This is a genomic window from Arthrobacter sp. USHLN218, assembly GCF_037144715.1.
In the GTDB taxonomy this organism is placed as follows: Bacteria; Actinomycetota; Actinomycetes; order Actinomycetales; family Micrococcaceae; genus Crystallibacter.
Genome location: NZ_JBBCYT010000008.1, coordinates 29,290 through 48,996 on the forward strand (window position 1 = coordinate 29,290; position 19,707 = coordinate 48,996).

16 protein-coding genes are annotated in these 19,707 nt (G+C 67.5%); all 16 read left to right on the forward strand.

Going from position 1 to position 19,707, the window contains the following annotated elements; genetic code table 11:
- Positions 1-126: 126 nt before the first annotated feature.
- The 16 genes from WFH44_RS17100 to WFH44_RS17175 all read left to right on the forward strand — a co-directional run bounded on the left by WFH44_RS17100 (position 127) and on the right by WFH44_RS17175 (position 19,687).
- Positions 127-918, forward strand: coding sequence for an IclR family transcriptional regulator (locus tag WFH44_RS17100; RefSeq protein WP_336715270.1), 792 nt, complete (start codon positions 127-129; stop codon positions 916-918).
- Between the two features lie 193 nt (positions 919-1,111).
- Entirely contained in the window at positions 1,112-1,873 is a 762-nt protein-coding gene (locus tag WFH44_RS17105; protein WP_336715271.1) for an SDR family NAD(P)-dependent oxidoreductase, read from the forward strand.
- Positions 1,874-1,897: 24 nt separating this feature from the next.
- A complete protein-coding gene (locus WFH44_RS17110) occupies positions 1,898-3,571 on the forward strand; it encodes an FAD-dependent oxidoreductase (protein WP_336715273.1) in 1,674 nt (557 codons plus the stop codon).
- Positions 3,568-3,858, forward strand: a complete 291-nt coding sequence (locus tag WFH44_RS17115; protein WP_336715275.1) for a Dabb family protein — start codon at positions 3,568-3,570, stop codon at positions 3,856-3,858. The genes WFH44_RS17110 and WFH44_RS17115 overlap by 4 nt, the downstream gene beginning before the upstream one ends.
- A 43-nt stretch (positions 3,859-3,901) precedes the next feature.
- Positions 3,902-5,275: an MFS transporter gene (locus tag WFH44_RS17120; protein ID WP_336715277.1), complete on the forward strand. Its 1,374-nt coding sequence runs from the start codon at positions 3,902-3,904 to the stop codon at positions 5,273-5,275.
- Positions 5,276-5,350: 75 nt separating this feature from the next.
- The gene (locus WFH44_RS17125; RefSeq protein ID WP_336715279.1) at positions 5,351-6,103 is read left to right on the forward strand and encodes an SDR family NAD(P)-dependent oxidoreductase; all 753 of its coding nucleotides are present in this window, start codon (positions 5,351-5,353) and stop codon (positions 6,101-6,103) included.
- Positions 6,104-6,193: 90 nt separating this feature from the next.
- Entirely contained in the window at positions 6,194-7,906 is a 1,713-nt protein-coding gene (locus tag WFH44_RS17130) for an FAD-dependent oxidoreductase (RefSeq protein ID WP_336715281.1), read from the forward strand.
- Between the two features lie 119 nt (positions 7,907-8,025).
- Complete coding sequence (locus WFH44_RS17135; RefSeq protein WP_336715283.1) at positions 8,026-8,847, forward strand: IclR family transcriptional regulator; 822 nt, start codon at positions 8,026-8,028, stop codon at positions 8,845-8,847.
- Between the two features lie 231 nt (positions 8,848-9,078).
- Entirely contained in the window at positions 9,079-10,440 is a 1,362-nt protein-coding gene (locus WFH44_RS17140) for an MFS transporter (RefSeq protein ID WP_336715284.1), read from the forward strand.
- Positions 10,441-10,610: 170 nt separating this feature from the next.
- On the forward strand, positions 10,611-12,020 hold the full coding sequence (locus WFH44_RS17145; protein ID WP_336715286.1) for an MFS transporter: 1,410 nt from the start codon (positions 10,611-10,613) through the stop codon (positions 12,018-12,020).
- 32 nt (positions 12,021-12,052) lie between these two features.
- On the forward strand, positions 12,053-12,769 hold the full coding sequence (locus WFH44_RS17150; RefSeq protein WP_336715288.1) for an SDR family NAD(P)-dependent oxidoreductase: 717 nt from the start codon (positions 12,053-12,055) through the stop codon (positions 12,767-12,769).
- 134 nt (positions 12,770-12,903) lie between these two features.
- A complete protein-coding gene (locus WFH44_RS17155; protein ID WP_336715290.1) occupies positions 12,904-14,058 on the forward strand; it encodes a Gfo/Idh/MocA family protein in 1,155 nt (384 codons plus the stop codon).
- A gap of 29 nt (positions 14,059-14,087) precedes the next feature.
- Complete coding sequence (locus tag WFH44_RS17160; RefSeq protein WP_336715292.1) at positions 14,088-16,184, forward strand: oxidoreductase; 2,097 nt, start codon at positions 14,088-14,090, stop codon at positions 16,182-16,184.
- The gene (locus tag WFH44_RS17165) at positions 16,181-17,023 is read left to right on the forward strand and encodes a sugar phosphate isomerase/epimerase family protein (protein WP_336715294.1); all 843 of its coding nucleotides are present in this window, start codon (positions 16,181-16,183) and stop codon (positions 17,021-17,023) included. The genes WFH44_RS17160 and WFH44_RS17165 overlap by 4 nt, the downstream gene beginning before the upstream one ends.
- A gap of 9 nt (positions 17,024-17,032) precedes the next feature.
- The gene (locus tag WFH44_RS17170) at positions 17,033-17,875 is read left to right on the forward strand and encodes an aldo/keto reductase (protein WP_336715296.1); all 843 of its coding nucleotides are present in this window, start codon (positions 17,033-17,035) and stop codon (positions 17,873-17,875) included.
- A gap of 45 nt (positions 17,876-17,920) precedes the next feature.
- Positions 17,921-19,687, forward strand: coding sequence for an FAD-dependent oxidoreductase (locus WFH44_RS17175; protein ID WP_336715298.1), 1,767 nt, complete (start codon positions 17,921-17,923; stop codon positions 19,685-19,687).
- Positions 19,688-19,707: the final 20 nt, after the last annotated feature.

The following is a 19,707-nucleotide window of genomic DNA, read 5'->3' on the forward strand; positions in this document are numbered from 1 at the left end:
GGGAGAATGCGCCAAGCCAGTATGACTTCCCTCGGCGTCGGCCGATCTGGCCCTCCCGGCCCATCGGCCGGCAGGTGGCGCCCGGGCTATGATGCCTTGGCATGCGGGATTCGTTCGGGAGGTGCGGTGGCCAATTCGTCGTCCGGTGAGTCCGTCATCCACCGATTCGTCAAGATCGTCAGCGCCTTCGATGATACGCACCGGTCCCTGACGGTGGCCGATCTGGCCCGGCGCACCGACCTTCCGGCCAGAACCACGTACCGCCTGGTCAATGACCTGCTGCTCGAGGGGCTGCTGCAGCGGGAGCGGGGCGGCCAGGTCCGGATCGGCAACCGGCTGTGGGAACTGGCCTCGCGGAGTTCGCCGATGTCCGGTCTGCGCGAGGCGGCGCTGCCCTTCATGGAGGACGTCCAATCCGTGGTCCAGCACCACACCACACTGGGCATCCTGGACGGCAACGATGTGCTGTACATCGAACGACTGGTGTCCGACTCATCTGCCGTGAACATCACCCGGCTGGCGGGACGCCTGCCGATCCACGGGACGTCTTCCGGATTGGTACTGGTGGCTTTTTCGCCCGCCAGTGTCCAGGAGCAGTTGCTGTCCCGGCAGCTGACACGGTACACCGACTTCACCATCACGGATCCGGCCGAGCTCCGGCGCCACCTTGCGGAGATCCGCCAGCGCGGCTTTGCCGTCATGGCCGGCATCATCGTGCCCGAGTCCAGCGGAATCGCCGTGCCGGTCTTCGGGCCGGACAACGCCGTGGTCGCCGCCCTCAGCGTCGTGGTGCCGCGGCAGGAGGAGAACGTTCCGGCGCGCGTCCAGGTCCTCATGACGGCCGCCCGCGGGATCTCCCGCGCCTTGGGCTGGAAGGGCAAGCTCCAAGGGGCGGTGCGGCGCAGCCAAGGCGGCTGAGATTGCCGTTGAATGGCAATCGTGTGTCGCCCGTCTCGCCCGCGGCGGCAGACTGAAGCGACGCGGATCACAGTAGTTAGCGGCATCGCGGCAGCGCCTTCTTCCAGATAAGAACCGGCCTGATTTGTGCTGCCCGGAAACAACGCTGCCGCGTTGGACAACTATCTGAACCAGCTCTCCAGGAGGAGCCCTCATGAACCAGCCCTTGGGCCGGGTAGCCGGCAAGACTGCCATCGTCACCGGTGCGCGCGGCGATCTCGGTGGCGCCACCGCGCGCCTGCTGGCCGAGCATGGCGCGAAGGTCGCCAGTCTTGATGTCGCCGGCATCCCGGCCGCCGTCGAACACCCGAACGTCACGGAGTTCGACGTCGACGTCACCCGCGAGGGCAGCGTTGCCGAAACGCTGGCTGCCGTACGGGAAGCGCTTGGTACTCCGGACATCCTGGTCAATGCCGCCGGCATCATCGGTCCTTCGGGTCCGTCCCACACGGCGGCCGAAGCCGAGTTCGACCTGCTCTTCAACGTCAACGTGAAGGGCGTCTGGCTGATGACCAAGCACACCGTGCCCGCCATGATCGAGGCCGGCAACGGCAGCGTCATCAATTTCTCTTCCATCCACGGCATTACCGGCGGCAGGAACGTGCCCCTCTATCACGCCACCAAGGGCGCGGTGCGGCTGCTGACCAAGTCCGACGCAGCGGCCTACGGCACGTCCGGCATCCGCGTGAACTCCATCCACCCGGGTTCGATGAACACCCGGATGAGCCGCCGCTCGGCGGAGCAATCCCCGATGGGGGCCGAGGCGTACTACCAGCAGCTGGTCGGCAGCAATCCGCTGCCCCGCCAGGGCGAGCCGGATGACATCGCCTATGCCGTGCTCTACCTGGCCTCGGACGAATCCCGCTTCACGACCGGCGCCGAATTCGTCGTCGACGGCGGCTACACAGCGGTCTGACCCGCGCTACAGAAAGGAAAGACCATGAAATTCCTGACCGGGAACCCCTCGGATACGTACGACGTCGTTGTGGTCGGCTCCGGTGCCGGCGCCCTCACCGCAGCGGCCACGGCGGCGCGCGCGGGCAAATCCGTGATCGTGCTGGAGAAGGCCGCGCTGCTCGGCGGCACGTCGGCCATTTCCGGCGGCATGCTCTGGGTCGCAGACAACCACCACGCCAAGGAAGCCGGCCTCACCGATTCCAAGCAGGCCGCCGGCGAATACGTCCGCGCCGTTGCCCGCGGCCGCGGGCGCGATGAGCTCATGGACGCCGCCCTCGAGCACGGGGACACCATGCTCCGCTTCGTCGAAGACGAGCTCGGCGTGAAGTTCATCTTCCTCGACGACTTCCCCGACTACCGCCAGGACCTGCCGGGCGCCGTCGAGGGCGGACGCACCATCGAGCCGGAACTGTTCAACAGCAGCGAGGCCCTCGGGACGCTGAAGGCCCACGTCCGCTCCGACGGCCGGGCGCCCTTCACGATGCAGGAATACGAGACCTGGGGAGCGTTCACCAAGTTCCCGTGGCCGGAACTGGAGCGCCGCCAGGCCGATGGTTTCGTCGCCAAGGGCCAGGCGCTGGTGTCCATGCTGCTGGCCGCCTGCGTCCGGGAAGGCGTGGCCCTGGCGGTGGAGGCCCGGGCCGAGCGCCTCCGGATCGAAGACGGGCGGGCCGCCGGGGTTGTGCTTGCCGGCGGGGAAAGCCTCACGGCCAATGACGGCGTTGTGCTGGCCACGGGCGGCTTCGAATGGGACAAGAAGCTGGCCGACTCCATGCTCGCCTCGCGCCTCTACACCCAGTGCTCACCGCCGTCGAACACGGGCGACGGGCTGAAGATGGCCCAGCGCATCGGCGCGATGACCCGCGGGACCCGGGAAGCCTGGTGGGCCCCCATGTCCATCACCGGCGACACTCGCGACGGCGAGCCGATCGGCACCCTGCTGCGCTTCGAGCGCCAGGGGCCCGGCTCGATCATGGTCAACCGCCACGGCGAGCGGTTCGCGAACGAATCGCAGAACTACAACGACCTGGCACGGTGCCTGCAGTCCTGGGACTCGCCGAACAACCAGACGCTGAACACACCGGCGCACGTGGTCTTCGACCACTCGTACCTGGAGCGCTACGGAATCCTTGCCCACCGCGCGGGCCTGCCGACCCCGGAGTACCTGGCCGAGGGGGCCACGCTGGAGGAACTGGCCGCGAAGATCAACGTGCCGGCCGGCAGGCTCGCCGCCACCGTGGCCAGGTTCAACGAACACGCGGTCAAGGGCGAGGATCCGGACTTTGGCCGCGGCGAGAGCGCCTACGACAAGTACTGGGGCGACTCGGATTGCCCGTGGCCCAACCCCTCGCTCGGCCCGTTGCAGACCGGCCCGTTCTACGCGCTCGAGGTAGTCAACGGCGCGTTCGGCACCAACGGCGGCATCGCCACCGACGGCGAGGCGCGCGTGCTGGATGTCGACGGCCGCCCGATCCTGGGTCTGTTCGCCGCCGGCAATGCCACGGAGTGCGCCTATGCCGCCGGCTACCCGGGCGCCGGCGCAACCCTGGGCCCGATCATGACGATGGGCTACCTGGCCGGCCGCACCCTGGCCGGCGAGGACCCTGCCTACGCCCCTGCCCGACGGACCGAAACCCTGATTGGAGCCGACGCATGATCCGCCACACCGTCCTGTTCAAGTTCAAGCCTGACTTCCCGCCGGCCGACAAGCAGACCTGGATCGCCGGACTCGACCGGATGGCCGGCAACATCCCGGGCATGGTCAGCCTCACCCACGGCCCGGATGTGCTCAACCAGGAGCGCTCCTTCGACTACGCCATTGTCGCCGATTTCGAGCGGGTCGAGGACATCGACGTGTACAACACGCACCCGTTGCATGAGCCGCTCAAGGCTTACTCATTCCCCAACAGCGAGCAGATCCTCTCGGTGGACTTCCACCTCTAGCCCCTCCCATCCACCAGGACACAGCCGTCCTTAGGAGACCGCCATGGAAACCATGCACCCTTCCCAGACAGCACCCAAGAAGACACCGGGCAAGGCCGCCCTGGCCTCGTTCCTGGGCAGCACGCTGGAGTACTACGACTTCTTCATCTACGGGACTGCCGCCGCCCTGGTGTTCCCGCACCTGTTCTTCCCCTCGGACAACCCAGCGATCGGCCTCATCGCCGCCTTCGCCACCTTCGGCGTCGCCTACATCGCCCGCCCCATCGGTGGCCTAGTGATGGGGCACTTCGGCGACCGGCTCGGCCGCAAGAAGATCCTGCTGGTGACCCTGAGCGTCATGGGCCTGGCCTCGCTGGGCATCGGCCTGCTGCCGACCTACGAACAGATCGGCATCTGGGCGCCCGTCCTGCTGGTCGCCGGCCGCCTGGCGCAGGGTTTCTCCGCCGGCGGCGAGTCCGCCGGAGCATCCACGCTCACCCTGGAGCACTCTCCGGAAGGCCGGCGCGGCTTCTTCACGAGCTTCGTGATGACCGGCTACGCCGCCGGCATGGTGCTTTCCACGCTGGTCTTCATCCCGGTGTCGGCACTGCCCGAGGACCAGCTGATGAGCTGGGGCTGGCGCGTTCCGTTCTGGCTTTCCGTCGTCGTGCTCGCCCTCGCGTACTGGGTGCGGACGCACCTGGACGAAACCCCGGTCTTCGAGGAGGCCCACGAGCAGCGCGAAGTCAAGAAACTGCCGCTGAAGGACGTGCTGAAGTACCAGAGCGCCGACGTGCTGCGGGTCATCGGAATGTCCATCATGTCCGTGATGCAGACGATCTTCACCGTCTTCGGGCTGTCCTACGCGACCGAAACGGCCGGCTTTGACCGTGCCTCCATCCTGACCGTGAACGCGGTCGCCATCGGCCTGACCATGTTCGTCATGCCCGTGGCGGCGAAGATCTCGGACCGTGTGGGCCGCCGGCCCATGGTGCTCACAGCGGCCATCGGCTGCGCGCTGACCATCTACCTGTACTTCTGGACCCTCTCGACCGGGAACATCGCCCTCGTCTTCGCGGCGGCCTTCCTGAACATGACGCTGCTCTACTCGGCGTTCAACGGCATCTGGCCCAGTGCCTTCGCGGAGCAGTTCGCGGCGCCGGTCCGCTACTCCGGCATGGCGCTGGGCAACCAGCTGGGCCTGGTCATCGCCGGCTTCGGCCCGATGATCGGCGGGCTCCTGATGACCGAAGGATCCCACGGCTGGGTGCCGGTGGCAGTGTTCGGCACCGTCTGCATGCTGATCTCCGCGGTCGCCGCCTACTCCGCCCGGGAAACGGCCCATACCCCGATCGACGAGCTCGGCGAGCCCTACCTCAGGGCCGTGGCCGCTGAACAGGCCGCGCGGGAGGCCCGGCCCGCACCGGCCGCACACTGACCCGACCAGGGCGGGCGGCCAAGATCCTGGCCGCCCGCGCCGGTCAAGGGCCTCGACAGGAAGAAGGGATGGCACATGGAGCGACAGACATTGGCCGGGAAGACCGCGGTGGTCACCGGCGGAGGATCCGGCATCGGGGAGGCGATCGCGCGGACGCTGGCCGAGGAGGGCGCCGCCGTCGTGGTCGCCGACGTGGACACGGCCGGCGAAGTGGTGGCCAAAGCCATCAACGACGACGGCGGCCGCGCGGCTTTCATTGCCGCGGACGTCACCAGCGAGCCATCGGTCGCGAGGCTGATGGATCAGGCCGTCACACGTTTCGGCGGGCTGGACATCCTGGTGGCCAATGCGGGGATCGCGGAGGCCAAGGCCCCGATGCACGAGCTGGACCTGGCCGCCTGGCAACGCGTGCTCGACGTCAACCTGACCGGAGTCGCGATCTGCAACAAGCATGCGGCAGTGGTCATGGTGGCTGCCGGCCGCGGCTCCGTCATCAACATGGCCTCGATCCTGGCACATGTGGGGCAGGCCAACAGCCAGGCCTATTCGGCGGCCAAGGCCGGCGTCGTCAACCTCACCCGCAGCGCGGCCCTCACCTACGCGCGGCAGGGGATCCGCTTCAACTGCGTGTCGCCCGGCTACGTGGACACCCCGCTGGTCGCCGGCCTCCCTGACGAGGTGCGGGCACGCATGGTGGAGCGCCAGCCGATCGGCAGGCTGGCCCGGCCCGAGGAGATCGCCCAGGTGGTCGCCTTCCTCGCCAGCGACAGGTCATCGATCATCACGGGCGCGTGCATCAATGCCGACGGCGGTTACACCGCCATCTGACGAATTGCCGTTCATCGGCAAGGACACTCACCGTGCGGTCACCCAACCGGTTGACTGCCGGATACAGCCATACCCGAAGGAGAGCAGTACATGGAGAGCAAGCCGGTCGAATGTGACGTCCTGGTCGTGGGATCCGGCGTGTCCGGAATGGCTGCGGCGCTGAAGGCCGCCAGCCAGGGACTGAGCGTCATCGTGGCGGAGAAGGAGAAGTTCTTCGGGGGCACGACGGCGATATCCGCCGGCTGGGCCTGGGTGCCGGGCAACAGGGCCGGCGTGGAGCAGGGGGACACCCGGGCGGAAGCCGAGGAGTACCTGCGGAACCTCGCACCGGACACCTACAACGCGGAGGGGGTCAGGCAGTTCCTGGACACAGTGCCGGAGGCGCTGTCCTTCTTCGAGAACGAAACCGACGTCGAATTCGTCTACCCGGAGAAGGCCCCCGACTACCAGATGGACCTGCCGGGCGCGAAGCTCGGCGGCCGCGCCATCCTGCCCAAGGACACCGACGCGAGGATCCTGGGAGACAAGCGGCTGAAGATGCAGCCGTACATGTCCTCCTACACGGTGTTCGGCTACATGCCCCAGGTCGGGCCCGACATCAACGAGTTCTTCCACGTCAATCAGTCGGTGAAGTCCTTCGTGTACGTGGCCAGGAAGCTGCTGCGCACTTGGTTCGACGCGGCCCGGTACAAGCGCCCGGTCCTGCGCTCGAACGGCAATGCGCTGATGACGCTGATGGTCAAGAGCGCCCACGACGCCGGCGTGCGGATGTGGGAAGCCACACCGGTCCAGCAGCTGACTACCGACGATGCGGGTGCGGTGGACGGCGCAGTGCTCGGCGGGAAGCACGCCGGTCGTGTCCGTGCGAGACTGGGCGTGATCCTTGCATCCGGCGGCTTCTCGGGCGACAAGGAGCTGCGCAAGCAGTATTTCCCGCACGATCCGAACGGCGACAACCATTTCACCCCGACGATCGGGCACGGCGGCGACGCCGTCTCCCTGGCCAAGCAGGTCGGCGGGCACGTCGACGACGGCGTCCATTCCGTCGGCTCCTGGGCGCCGGTGACGGTCTTCAAGTACCTCAACGGACGCGAACGGCTGTTCCCGCACCTGCGCGCCATCGGCCTGCCGGGCCTGATCGCCGTGGATAGGGATGGCCGGCGCTTCGGCAACGAGGCGCTGAGCTACCACGACTTCGGCGGCCAGATGATCCGCCACAACGCCGGCCAGCAGGACACCTACGGCTGGGTGGTCGCGGACGAGAAGACCATGCACAAGTACGGGATCGGCTACGCCAAACCCTGGCCGATGCCGCGCGGCTACTTCTACAAGACCGGCTACCTTGTGAAGGGCGAGTCGCTGACGGATCTGGCGGAGAAGATCGGCGTTCCGGCCGCGAACCTTGCCGAGACGGTGCGGGACTTCAACAAGGGCGCCGAAGCAGGCGAGGACCCGGCTTTCGGCCGCGGCTCCACGGAATACAACCACTTCCGCGGCGACATGGAGCACAAGCCGAACCCGAACCTGGCCCCGCTGGACGAAGGCAAGTTCTATGCCGCCAAGATCCGGATGGGTGACCTGGGCACCTTCGCCGGACTCGGCGTCAATGAGCGCTCCGAGGCCACCAGCGAAGACGGCCGGACCATCCCCGGCCTGTACGCAGTCGGGGCAGCCGCGGTCTCCGTCTTCGGCGGCGGCTACCCCGGGTACGGCTCTCACATCGGCCCGGCGATGGTGTTCGGTTACCGCGCCGGACGCGACATTGCGAAGCATGCAGCGGCCCGCGGCGTGAACCGCATCTAGCCGCAGCCACCCCGTTGACGGCGGTTCCGCGCCTAACGCGCGGAGCCGCCGTCGTACTTGTGCCGGGGGAGCACGCGGGCCGCCGACGTAGGCTGGTGGAGGCAGGAAAGGAGCGTGCCATGGCGAACTCGGAGTCGGGCGAGTCGGTGATCGACCGGGTCGTCAGGATTCTGGGTGCCTTCCAGAAGGAGGCACCGCGCCTGACCATGAGCGAGCTCGCCCGCACGGCCGGCCTCCCCGGCAGCACGACCCACCGGCTCGCCAGTGACCTCCTCTCGGCCGGCCTGCTGGAACGGGACAAGGACGGGCGCCTGAGCGTCGGCATCAAAATGTGGGAACTGGCCGCCCGCTCCAACTCGGTGGAGGAATTCCGGCGAAGCGGCCTGCCGGTGCTTGAGGGCGTGCACGCCGCGGTCCGGCAGCATGTCTCCCTTTCCATTCCGCGCTTCGACAACTTCACCGTGCTCTACCTCGAACGCCTGGACCAGCACGGCAGCGTCGTCAACCTGGCGGAGGTGGCCGGCCGCCTGGACATGCACAGCACGTCGGCCGGGCTGGCCATGATCGCCCACGCTCCGCTTCACGTCCAGAGCCGCTTCCTCGACACGCCCTTCGAGCAGACCACGCCGGCCACCGAGACGGATCCGGCAAAGATCCGGGCCCATTTGGCGCTCATCCGGGAACGCGGCTTCGCCCGGCTGCCCGGCGTCCTGGTCGTCGAGAACGTGGCCTATTCGGTGCCCGTTCTGGGCGCGGGAAACGCGGTCATCGGGGCAGTGACCGTGGTTGCTCCGCTGGTTGAGGATGCACCGCAGCTAATTGTCCCGGTCCTGGTGGCCGCGGGGCGTTCGCTCTCCCGGATCATGGGTGCCGAACGCCGTCCCTACGGCGCCCGGCCGTGGCTTCACGGCCGCGATATGCAGTTACGCGATATGCAGTAATAGGCCTGCCGCCGCAACGAGGCAAAATCTTTCCATTGAACGGGCAACTGCCCGCCGCCTGTGAGCTCGGTCGCATAGCGTTGAGGCACGCAAACACTCCCATGAACCGCAGCCTCGCACCGCTCACCAGCAGTGGCCCCGTCCCCGGCCAGGAACGGCCCGAAGGCTCCGGCTCCCCTTCCCCTGCAGGGCGCCTTCCTTATCGTGCCCTGCCCGACGACCGGAGGCATCATGACCTTCATCGGCTCCCGTACCGAGGTTGACCACGACCGGCATCTGGAGGAAGCCGGCGGCGACCCGGGCCCCCGGCGCCAGCCGCGCAAGGCGGCACTCGCCTCATTCCTCGGCTCTACGCTCGAGTACTACGACTTTTTCATTTACGGCACTGCCGCAGCGCTGGTTTTCGACAAGCTGTTTTTCCCGGGCGGCGACCCGGTGGTCGCGCTGATCGGTTCGATGGCGACATTCGGCGTCGGCTACCTTGCCCGGCCGCTGGGCGGCATCGTCATGAGCCACGTGGGCGACCGTGTCGGCCGCAAGAAAGCGCTCATGATCACGCTGGTCATCATGGGCGTGGCATCGCTGATGATCGGGTTCCTGCCGACCTACGAGCAGGTCGGCTGGTGGGCCACGGTGCTGCTGCTCATCGGCCGATTGGCACAGGGGTTTTCCGCCGGCGCCGAGTCTGCGGGGGCATCGACCTTGACCGTCGAGCACTCGCCGGAGGGACGCCGCGGCTTCTTCACGTCCTTCGTCATGACGGGCTACGCGTCCGGCATGGTCCTGTCCACCCTCGTCTTCATCCCGGTGGCAGCGCTGCCCGAGGAGGCCTTGATGGCTTGGGGCTGGCGGGTGCCGTTCTGGCTGTCCGCGGTGGTGCTCGTCCTGGCCTACTGGATCCGCACACGGCTCGACGAGACTCCGGCCTTCGAGGAAGCCAAGGACGGGGCGGTCCAGGAGGCCAAGGCGCCGGCCATGATCGTGCTCCGGACGCAGTGGCGGGACGTGCTGCGCATCGTCTTGATCACCATCTACTCGGTCATGCAGACCATATTCACCGTCTACGCCCTGGCCTATGCCACCGGGCCGCAGGTGGGGATAGACCGTGCCACGATGCTGATGGTCAACGCCGTGACTGTCGGCCTGTCGATGTTCACCATCCCGCTGGCCGGACGGCTCTCCGACCACATTGGGCGGAAGCCGGTCCTGCTGTTCGGGGCGGTGGGCTGCTCGCTCACGGTCTTTGGCTACTTCTGGGCCATCAGCCAGCAGAACATCGGGCTGGTGTTCCTCTTCGGGTTCCTGAACATGTCGCTCTTCTACTCCTGCTGGAACGGCGTCTGGACCGTGTTTTTCCCGGAGATGTTCGCGGCGCCGGTCCGGTACTCGGGCATGGCCATCGGCAACCAGTTCGGACTGATCCTCACGGGCTTCGCCCCGACTATCGCCACCCTGCTTGCCGGCGACAGCATCAACGGCTGGGTCCCCGTCGTCGTTTTTGCCCTGGTCTGTGCAGCCATATCCAGCATTGCCATTGCGACTGCCCGGGAGACCGCCTTCACCCCTCTACAGGAACTGGGAAAGCGGCGCTGATACCAGGGGGCCGGGTTGCCGGCGCCTCGATCCAACCGGACCGCGGCCGTAACCAAGCGGCAGGGCCATGCCAAACGGCCTGAGGAAGGTCCTGGCGGAAAACATCAATCACAGCATGGACTGCCCAGAGGCAACGCTGCTTCGGCTGTCCGCCACATGAAGGGAACACCATGTCATTGCCAAAGCCGGCCTCGACCAGGCCCCGCAACAATGCGAAGGTTGCCGCCGTCTCGGGGTTCGTGGGAAGCGCCCTGGAGTATTACGACTTTTTCATCTTCGCTTCCGCCGCAGCCTTGATTTTCGGCGAGCTGTTCTTCGCGCCCGGTCCGTCGTCGATGCTGCTGTCCTTTGCGACGGTCGGCGTCGCGTACGTGACCCGGCCGCTCGGGGCAGTCATCTGCGGGCACCTCGGCGACAAGTTCGGCAGGAAGAAGGTGCTGCTCGGCACCCTCATGGTAATGGGCACATCGACGTTCCTCATCGGGTGCCTGCCGACCTACAGCCAGATCGGGATGGCGGCACCCCTCCTCATCGTGCTTCTCCGGCTGCTGCAGGGGCTCTCCGCTGGCGGCGAATCGCCCGGCTCGAGCTCGCTCACCCTCGAGCATGCCCCCGGCCACAAGCGCGCCTTCTACACGAGCTGGACGATGAGCGGCATCATGTTCGGCATCGTGCTCTCCACCCTCGTCTTCATTCCGGTGGCCTCCATGCCGGAAGAGGACCTGCTCGCGTGGGGCTGGCGCATCCCCTTCCTCGCCAGCGCCGTCGTCACCGTCATTGCCCTGGTACTCCGGCGCCTGCTCGAAGAACCCCAGGTTTTCGAGGAGGTCAAGGAGAGCGCGGAGGTGGTGAAGGTGCCGCTGGTCAGCCTCTTCCGGCATCACTGGGTCACCGTCGTCCGCATCACCGCCATGTCGCTGTTCACCATCATCAACACGATCGTCAACGTCTTCGCCCTCTCCTACGCCACATCGGTCGCCGGCATTGAGAAGGGCACGGTGCTGACCGTCATCGCGGTAGCCAACCTGGCGGCGGTTGCGTTGGGCCCGCTCGCAGGGATGCTCTCGGACCGCGTCGGCCGCAAGCCGATCTTCCTAAGCGGACTCGTCCTGCAGATGGTGATGATCTTCGTGTTCTTCTCGGCGCTGTCGGCGGCGGACATCCCGCTCATCTTCGTGACCGGAGTCTTGCTGATCGGCGTTGCCTACACCGCCTCGAATGCGCTCTACCCGGCATACTTCCCTGAGCAGTTTCCGGTCAAGGTCCGCTACTCCGGGATGGCGATCAGCCTCATGCTGGGGCTGCTGCTCGCCGGTTTCGCCCCGGCGATCTCCGAGGCCCTCATCGGAGGCGACCACTCCAACTGGATTCCGGTGGCCGCCTTTGCCGCAGGCGCCTGCCTGGTCTCCGCCGTTGCGACCATCGCCAGCCCGGAGACGTACCGGACTCCGACCGAACTGCTCGGCGTGAAGTGCTCCGGGGAACGAGCCGGCACGCCGGCCAGTACGGCCGGCGCGGAGGACACCGCGATCCGCGACACGGCTATCGAAGTCGGTGGACGCCCGGACGGCGCCAAATGACCTGCGCCGAGCCAGGAACAGTACCAAGCTCCATGGCAGAATCACGCTGCCTAGTCATCGGGGCGGCCAGCGGTATCGGCCTGGCCACCGTGGAACGACTGAGGAAGGCAGGTGCAGCCGTTGTCGCAGGCGACCTTCCATCCGCAGGCTGGCCGGACGGAAACGGCGGCCTCTCAGTGCCCATTGACGTGACGGATGCTGGCTCGGTCCAGACGGCCGTTGCCTCCGCCAGGAAAACCCTGGGCGGGCTCGACGCCGTCGTGAACTGCGCCGGCGTCCTCGGTCCGGTGGCCCCGGCCGCAACGACGTCGCTGGAAGATTTCGAACACATCGTCAAAATCAACTTGACCGGGGCCTTCCTCGTTTCCCGGGCCGCGTTGCCCGCCATGGCCGAAGCGCGCTATGGCCGGTTGGTCCATATTTCCTCCACGGCAGGCAAAGAGGGAGTCGCCAACATGTCGGCTTACTCAGCCAGCAAGGCCGGCATCCTGGGCCTCGTTAAATCACTCGCCAAGGAATATGCCCGCGCCGGAGTGACAGTGAACGCTGTGGCCCCCGGAAACATCCTGACTCCACTGTTCCTGGAAGTGCCCGAAGAGCAGCAGCGGCAGCAGGCAGCCAGGATTCCGATGGGCCGGTTTGGGACGGCCGAGGAAGTAGCTGCCCTGATCGAATACATCGTCTCGCCGGACGCCTCCTACACCACCGGGTTCGTTTTCGACCTGTCAGGCGGTCGCGCTACCTACTAGACCGGCGGCCGTCCGGCCTTCGTCCGGCGGTGCTTTCCGTTCAACGGGCAACCTCCGGCGTGGAGACTTTTCGCTTCCTAGGGTTGAAAGCAGCAAGTGTCCCTCCACACATTCCACTTCGAAAGGCGATTTCCGTGATTCAGCAGGTCCCCATGGAGCAGCGCAGGCTGCGGGTCGGCATCGTGGGCTGCGGCATGATCAGCCGCAACCATCTGGCGGCATTCTCGGCCCTGGAGACGGTCGAGCTGGTCGGCGTCTGCGATGTGGACCTCGCACGTGCCCGCAGCACGGCAGATGCCTGGAGCATCGGCGCCGCCGTGGACTCGGTCTCCGCGCTGCTGGCCCTCGGCCTGGACATCGTGTCCGTCTGCACGCCGCACCCGACCCACGAAGCGGTGGTGCTCGAAGCCGCCGCCGCCGGCGTCCACGTCCTGTGCGAAAAGCCGATCGCGATCGACCTCGCCGCGGCGGAACGGATGGCCGCCGCCTGCGACTCAGCCGGCGTGAGGCTCGGGGTCCTCTTCCAGCGGCGTTTCTGGCCGGCCGCGCAGCGCATACGGGCAGCCATAGACGACGGCACGCTTGGTGTGCCCGTGCTCGGCCACGCCTCGGTGCTGCTGCACCGCGATCCGAGCTACTACGCAAAGGACACTTGGCGCGGAACCTGGAAAACCGACGGCGGCGGCGTGCTGATGACGCAGGCGATCCACTACATCGACCTGCTGCAGTGGTACATGGGTAGCATCTCCGAGGTCTACGGCGCAATCAACACCTTCAAGCACCGCGGAAACATCGAAGTGGAAGACTCGGCCACCGCCGTCCTCAAATTCACCTCGGGCGGTATGGCCACGATCTCTGCGAGCACGGCCGCCACCCCGTCCCTCGGCGTGCAGATCCGGATCACCGGGTCCACCGGGGCCACCGCCGAACTAAGCGAATTCCCCGAGGGCACTGACGGACGGGTCACCATCATGGCCGCCGGCGGCACCGTCGACTCCACCGCGGTGCATCCGGCGGGGGCCGAGCCGAACGTAGAGCTGTCCGCCATCAACGGCCAGCTGATCCCGCACCATGCCAGCCAACTCCGGGACTTCGTGACTGCGGTACTCCACGGCGCCGACCCCGCAATTACGGGACGCGACGCGAACAACGCCTTGCGGATCCTGCTGGCCGTCTACGAATCCGCCCGCAGCGGCATGCCGGTCCGCTTCGCGCCGTTCCCTGCGGACGCGCCCACGGCCCCGGAAGACGTTGTTGCCCAGCCGGCCACCGTAGCCGCGGCCCGCTGAACAGCCCTCGCATCTGCAAGGAGAACATTATGAAACCCACCCTCACCGGAGGATCCGAACGGGCCCGCCGTCCGCTTGAGCTCGGCCGCCACGGGCGCCGCCCGATTGTGCTGCGCAACCGCCTCGCATCTTCGCCGATGGAGCGCAATTACGGCACCACCGACGGCCGCATGACCGAGCAGTACCTCGACTACCTGGTCACCCGGGCCCGCGCCGGACTCGGCCTGGTCACGACCGAGGCGACCTACGTGCGTGCCGATGGCAAAGGCCGCACGCACCAGCTTGGCCTGCACACCGACGCGACCATCCCGAGCCTGAAGGCGTTCACCGATGCCGTCCACGCCGAAGGTGCGCTCGCCGCCGTCGAAATCAACCACGGTGGCCGCACGGCTCAGAAAGCGGTCTCCGGGTTCAGGAATGTGGCCCCGTCGCCGTCGCCCTGCGCGATAGCCGGAGGCGAGACGCCACGCGAACCGACCACAGCGGAAGTCCGTGAACTGGCCGCTGCCTACGGAGAAGCCGCGCGGCGCGCGGTCGAGGCGGGCTTCGACGTGGTCAATATCCACGGCGGCCACGGCTATCTGATCCACCAGTTCATGTCCCCGCGTACCAACTGGCGGACGGACGAGTTCGCCGCGGGCGAGGCCTTCGTGAACCTGGTCATCGACGAGATCCGCGCCCGTGTGCCGGATGCAGTTGTCGGAATGCGGATTTCGGTCATCGAGGGAGTACCCGGCGGACTGGATGCGGCCGGACAGCTTGCGGTGATGGACAAGGTCAACACCCGGGGGCTGGATTTCATCGACCTCTCTGCCGGCAGTTACGAGGCCGGAGAGTGGATCGTGCAATCCGGCGAGTGGGGGCCCGGGGTGCTGGGCGAGTATGCCCGTGCGTACCGGCGGTATGGCCTGCCGCTCGGCCTGGCCGGCCGCCTGAACTCCCCGGAGATCATCGATGCCGTACTGGCGGAGGGACTGTGCGACTTCGTCTCCCTCGGCCGCGCCGTCCATGCCGACCCGGGCTTCATCCGCGGCGTCCTGCACGGCGCAAGGTACCGGCCCTGCATCGCCTGCAACGTGTGCATTGACAACCTCGGCGTCGGGCAGGTTACCTGCACCGTCAACCCCGCCGTGGGCCGCTCCCGCGTGCCCGTCCCCACCCCGGCCGTGCGTCCGGGAGCCCGCGCCGTCGTCGTCGGAGCCGGGCCGGCAGGACTGACCGCGGCCCGGGAACTTGCCGAAGCCGGTGCTTCGGTCGCCCTCCTTGACTCAGGAGACAGCATCGGCGGGGACTTTGCCTGGGCCGGGCAGATGAAGTCGACGCCGGACTTCCACCGCTACACGGAGTGGGCCGCCGCAGAGAACGAGCGCCTGGGCATCGATGTCCGCCTCGGCACGACGGTCGACCTCGACCGCCTCGACGCACTGGCCGCTGAACACCACGCCGACGCAATCGTCGTCGCCACCGGCGGTATTCGCTCGGTCCCGGCGTTTGCCGGGGCCGGACACCCGCTAGTTTGCGACGTCCGTGACTGGCTCGCCGCACATCCGGGTGTCCTCGACGGGACCGAGCCTGCGCCGCCCGCAGTGACCCTGTGGGGTGCCGACTCGGTGGCCATGAGCGTCGCGGATACCCTCGCTGCCCGGGGGACGGCAGTATTGCTCGTAGGCCCGCAGGAGGTTCTCGCGCCGGACGCCGGACGCCGGGCCAAGATCCTGGCCGTTCCGCGCCTCGAAGCAAACCCCAACGTGCGGATTCTGCTGGATGCCCGCATCGTCGAGTTCGCCGCAGGGCGCGTGCGGGTGGTCGGGCCGGGCGGAGAGGAATGGCTGGAAGCGCCCGGAGAGCTCCTCGTCTCCCGGTCGGTGCTGCCGCTCAGCGCCGCGATCAGCCACGAGGGCCGCGACTCCGCGCTGAGCAAGGGCGCCGGAGCCATGACGACCTTGGCCGGAACCGTCATCGACCAGAAACCCGGCGTCGCTTCCAACGCCATTAAGAGCGGTTACGACGCCGGACAGCGGGCAGCTGCGTGCCTCGCCGGTGCTGATCCGGATAGCGGGGCCACTCCCGCGCTGCCCCGTCAGATGGCGGAACCGGACCTCGCCGCCACGGGCGGTGCACGATGAGCGCGGGACGGCGGGCCCTTGGTATCGCCCAGCTCTCGCTCGTCGGCACGGCTCCGCCGGACCTGGTCCTGCTGGCGGCGCAGGCCGGATTCGATTTCATCGGGGCACGGGTTCGTCCGGTCACCGGGGCGGAGCGGCCGTACGACCTCCAGCCCGGTTCGCCGATGCTGGCCGAAACCCTCGTTCGGATGCAGGACACCGGCGTAGCGGTCCGGGACATCGAATTCCTGCTGCTGGACGGCAGCGACCAGCGCGACGCGTGGCTGCGGATGATGGAGGCGGGAGCGGCCCTGGGCGCCGGCTCGCTGACGGTTGCCGGATGCGACCCGGACCGCATTCGCCTCGCCGACACGCTGGCCCGGATGACCGAAGACGGACGCAGCCACGGCATCGTGCCAACGCTGGAACCCATTTCCTACCAGCCGATCAACTCGCTTCCGGCCGCGGCCGACCTGGCCCGCCAGACCGGCTGCCGCATCATCGTGGACACGCTCCACTTCCACCGGTTCGGCGGCACGCTGGACGAACTGGCTGCCGCCGCCGGCTTGGTGCCCTTGGTCCAGTTGTGCGACGGGCCACGGCAGCCTCCGGCGGACCGCGAGGGACTGGTGCTCGAGTCCCGCGTCGAGCGCGGTGTGCCCGGAGAAGGACAGTTCGGCCTCGCCGAGGTCATCGCGGCTCTGCCTCCGGAACTGCCGGTGAGCGTCGAAGCGCCCTCCGACTCGGCTGTTGCCAGCGTCGGAGAGCTTTCCTGGGCGCGGCGGCTCAAGGCATCGGCGGACCGGGTGCTTGCCGAGGCTGCAGCACTGCACCCCGCGGTCATCGAACGGAAGGCTTGAGGAGTAACCATGACAATGAGCAGGACCGCGCCGCAGGCCAGCCTCGAAATCGCTTCCGGCGCACGCATTCCCATGATTGGCCTGGGCACGTGGCCCCTCGTTGGAGAGGACGCGGCCGACGCCGTCGCCCGCGGCATCGCCAACGGTTACCGCCATCTGGACACGGCGGAGAAGTACGGCAATGAGGATGCGGTGGGAGCGGGAATCCGCCGGTCCGGCGTGGACCGCGGGGCGCTATGGGTCACGAGCAAGTTGAGCGTGTCGGGGCATTCCCGCACCGCTGCCCGCGACGCCTACGGTCAGGCGCTGGAACGGCTGGGCCTGGAGTACCTCGACCTGTTCCTCGTGCACTGGCCGAATCCGCAGGTGGACCGCTACGTCGAAACCTGCGCCGGGCTCCAGGACCTGGTGGACGAAGGACTGCTGCGCAGCTGGGGTGTCTCGAACTTCAAGGCCGCCCACCTGGACGCCGTAACCAACGCTGGACTGAAACCTGCGGTCAACCAGGTCCAGGTGGATCCGCATCATCTGCAGCGCAGCCAACTGGTGCACAACGCGTCGCTCGGTATCGCAACGGCGGCCTACAGCCCGCTGGGACGGGGCGGAGACTTCCTGTCGCATCCGGCCATCGTGGAGCCCGCGGCCGCCTACGGAAAGACGCCGGCACAGGTGGTCCTCCGCTGGCATCTGGATTCCGGACGCATCGCCGTCCCCAAGTCCGCCAGCGACGCCCGCCAGCTTGAGAACCTCGACGTCTTCGGCTTCTCCCTCACAGCCGGCGAACGCGCCGCAATCGACACCCTGGACACCGGGGCCGGCCCCCGGCTCGATGCCGACACCTATGGCCACTAGCTAGGACTTCCCCATCCACCCCTTTACTGAAACGGAGCCCATTCGATGAGCGCCCCTACGCATGAGCCGGTCCTTGACGTCGATGTCCTTGTCATCGGGTCCGGGGCCGGTGGCCTGGCCGCCGCAGTGACGGCCGCCTACCACGGAATGAAGGTCACCGTGGTGGAGAAGGCGGCAGTCTGCGGCGGCGCCACCTCCTGGTCCGGCGGCTGGGCCTGGACTCCAGGCAACCCCTTGGCCAAGGCCGACGGCGTCGACGAAGACCGGGAGGAGTTCCGCACCTACCTGCGGCATCGTCTGGGGGAGCACTACGACGCCGAGCGCGTCGAAGCCTTCCTCGAAGCAGTGCCCCACATGGTGGGATTCTTCCACAAGCAGACCAGCCTGGAATTCACACCCGGGTCGAAGATCAACGACATCTACGGGAAGACGCCCGGTGCCGGCACCGGGCACCGTTCCGTCGGCCCCTCGCCCTTCAACGCGAGGAAGATCAGGCCCGAGCTGCGTGCCAAGATGCGCCACCAGCTGTATGAAACCTCGTTCCTTGGAATGGGCATCATGGCAGGGCCGGACCTGGCGAAGTTCCTCTCCGCTTCCCACGGCAGCATTCCCGGCCTGCTCCATGCCGCCAAGCGCTTCCTGCCGCATCTGTTCGACCTGCTGGTGCACCGCCGCAACATGCAGTTGGTCAACGGTACGGCGCTGACGGGACGGCTGCTGAAGTCTGCCGATGACCTCGGCGTCGACATCCTGGTCTCGACCCCTGCCCGCAGACTGCTCACGGACGATTCCGGCGCCGTCGTCGGGGCCATCGTCGAAGGCCCGGAAGGTCCGTGCACCATCAACGCCGCCCGCGGCGTCGTGCTCGCCACCGGGGGCTTCCCCCAGGACATCGAACGCCGGCGCCGGCTTTTCCCTAAGACTCCGACCGGGCGCGAGCACTGGAGCCTTGCCCCCGACGAAGCCCGAGGTGACGGGCTGTCCATGGCGCAGGAGGTGGGCGCCCGCTTTAGGACGGACCTGAAGTCCGCCGCTGCCTGGTGCCCGGTCTCGCTGGTGCCCTACCGGAACGGCCGGACTGGTATCTTCCCGCACATCATGGACCGGGCTAAGCCGGGCAGCATTGGCGTGCGTCGCGACGGCAAGCGGTTCGTCAACGAGGCCAACGGCTACTACGACTATGTGGACGCCCTGATCGAAGCGACGCCGGACGGCGAGCCGGTCGAGTCCTGGCAGATTGCCGACGCCCGCTTTGTCCGGAAGTACCCCCTCGGCATGGCCAAGCCGCGGCCCGTGCCGCTCTTTCCTTATCTGCGGTCCGGTTACCTCAAGAAAGGTGCCACCGTGGTGGAGCTGGCGGTCGAATGCGGGATCGACCCGGACGGGCTGCGGGAGACGGTCGAGCGGTTCAATGCCCACGCCCGCAACGGAACCGATCCGGATTTCGAACGGGGCGAAACCGCGTTCAACCGCTACGGCGGCGACCCCAAGGCAGGCCCCAATCCTTCGCTGGCACCGCTCGAGAAGGGGCCGTTCTACGCCGTGAAGGTGGTGCCCGGCAGCTTCGGTACTTTCGCCGGCATCGACGTGGACGGCGAAGCTCGAGTGCTCGACGGCGCCGGCCGGCCCATCCCCGGCCTCTATGCGGCGGGAAACGACCAGGCGAGCGTCATGGGCGGCCACTATCCGGCCGGAGGCATCAATCTTGGCCCCGCCCTGACCTTCGGCTACGTCGCCGGTCGCCACCTTGCCGGCGCAACCACCTACGAAGATAACCACACCGCGCCGGCGCGCTCCGCCGTCGTGCGCTGAATTCCAGAGATCGGAAGGAA

Coding starts and splice junctions, on each gene's coding strand:
- WFH44_RS17145 (WP_336715286.1), top strand. CDS start 10,611: ATGTCATTGCCAAAGCCGGCCTCGACCAGGCCCCGCAACAATGCGAAG.
- WFH44_RS17170 (WP_336715296.1), top strand. CDS start 17,033: ATGACAATGAGCAGGACCGCGCCGCAGGCCAGCCTCGAAATCGCTTCC.
- WFH44_RS17160 (WP_336715292.1), top strand. CDS start 14,088: ATGAAACCCACCCTCACCGGAGGATCCGAACGGGCCCGCCGTCCGCTT.
- WFH44_RS17165 (WP_336715294.1), top strand. CDS start 16,181: ATGAGCGCGGGACGGCGGGCCCTTGGTATCGCCCAGCTCTCGCTCGTC.
- WFH44_RS17110 (WP_336715273.1), top strand. CDS start 1,898: ATGAAATTCCTGACCGGGAACCCCTCGGATACGTACGACGTCGTTGTG.
- WFH44_RS17175 (WP_336715298.1), top strand. CDS start 17,921: ATGAGCGCCCCTACGCATGAGCCGGTCCTTGACGTCGATGTCCTTGTC.
- WFH44_RS17130 (WP_336715281.1), top strand. CDS start 6,194: ATGGAGAGCAAGCCGGTCGAATGTGACGTCCTGGTCGTGGGATCCGGC.
- WFH44_RS17105 (WP_336715271.1), top strand. CDS start 1,112: ATGAACCAGCCCTTGGGCCGGGTAGCCGGCAAGACTGCCATCGTCACC.
- WFH44_RS17150 (WP_336715288.1), top strand. CDS start 12,053: ATGGCAGAATCACGCTGCCTAGTCATCGGGGCGGCCAGCGGTATCGGC.
- WFH44_RS17125 (WP_336715279.1), top strand. CDS start 5,351: ATGGAGCGACAGACATTGGCCGGGAAGACCGCGGTGGTCACCGGCGGA.
- WFH44_RS17115 (WP_336715275.1), top strand. CDS start 3,568: ATGATCCGCCACACCGTCCTGTTCAAGTTCAAGCCTGACTTCCCGCCG.
- WFH44_RS17135 (WP_336715283.1), top strand. CDS start 8,026: ATGGCGAACTCGGAGTCGGGCGAGTCGGTGATCGACCGGGTCGTCAGG.
- WFH44_RS17140 (WP_336715284.1), top strand. CDS start 9,079: ATGACCTTCATCGGCTCCCGTACCGAGGTTGACCACGACCGGCATCTG.
- WFH44_RS17120 (WP_336715277.1), top strand. CDS start 3,902: ATGGAAACCATGCACCCTTCCCAGACAGCACCCAAGAAGACACCGGGC.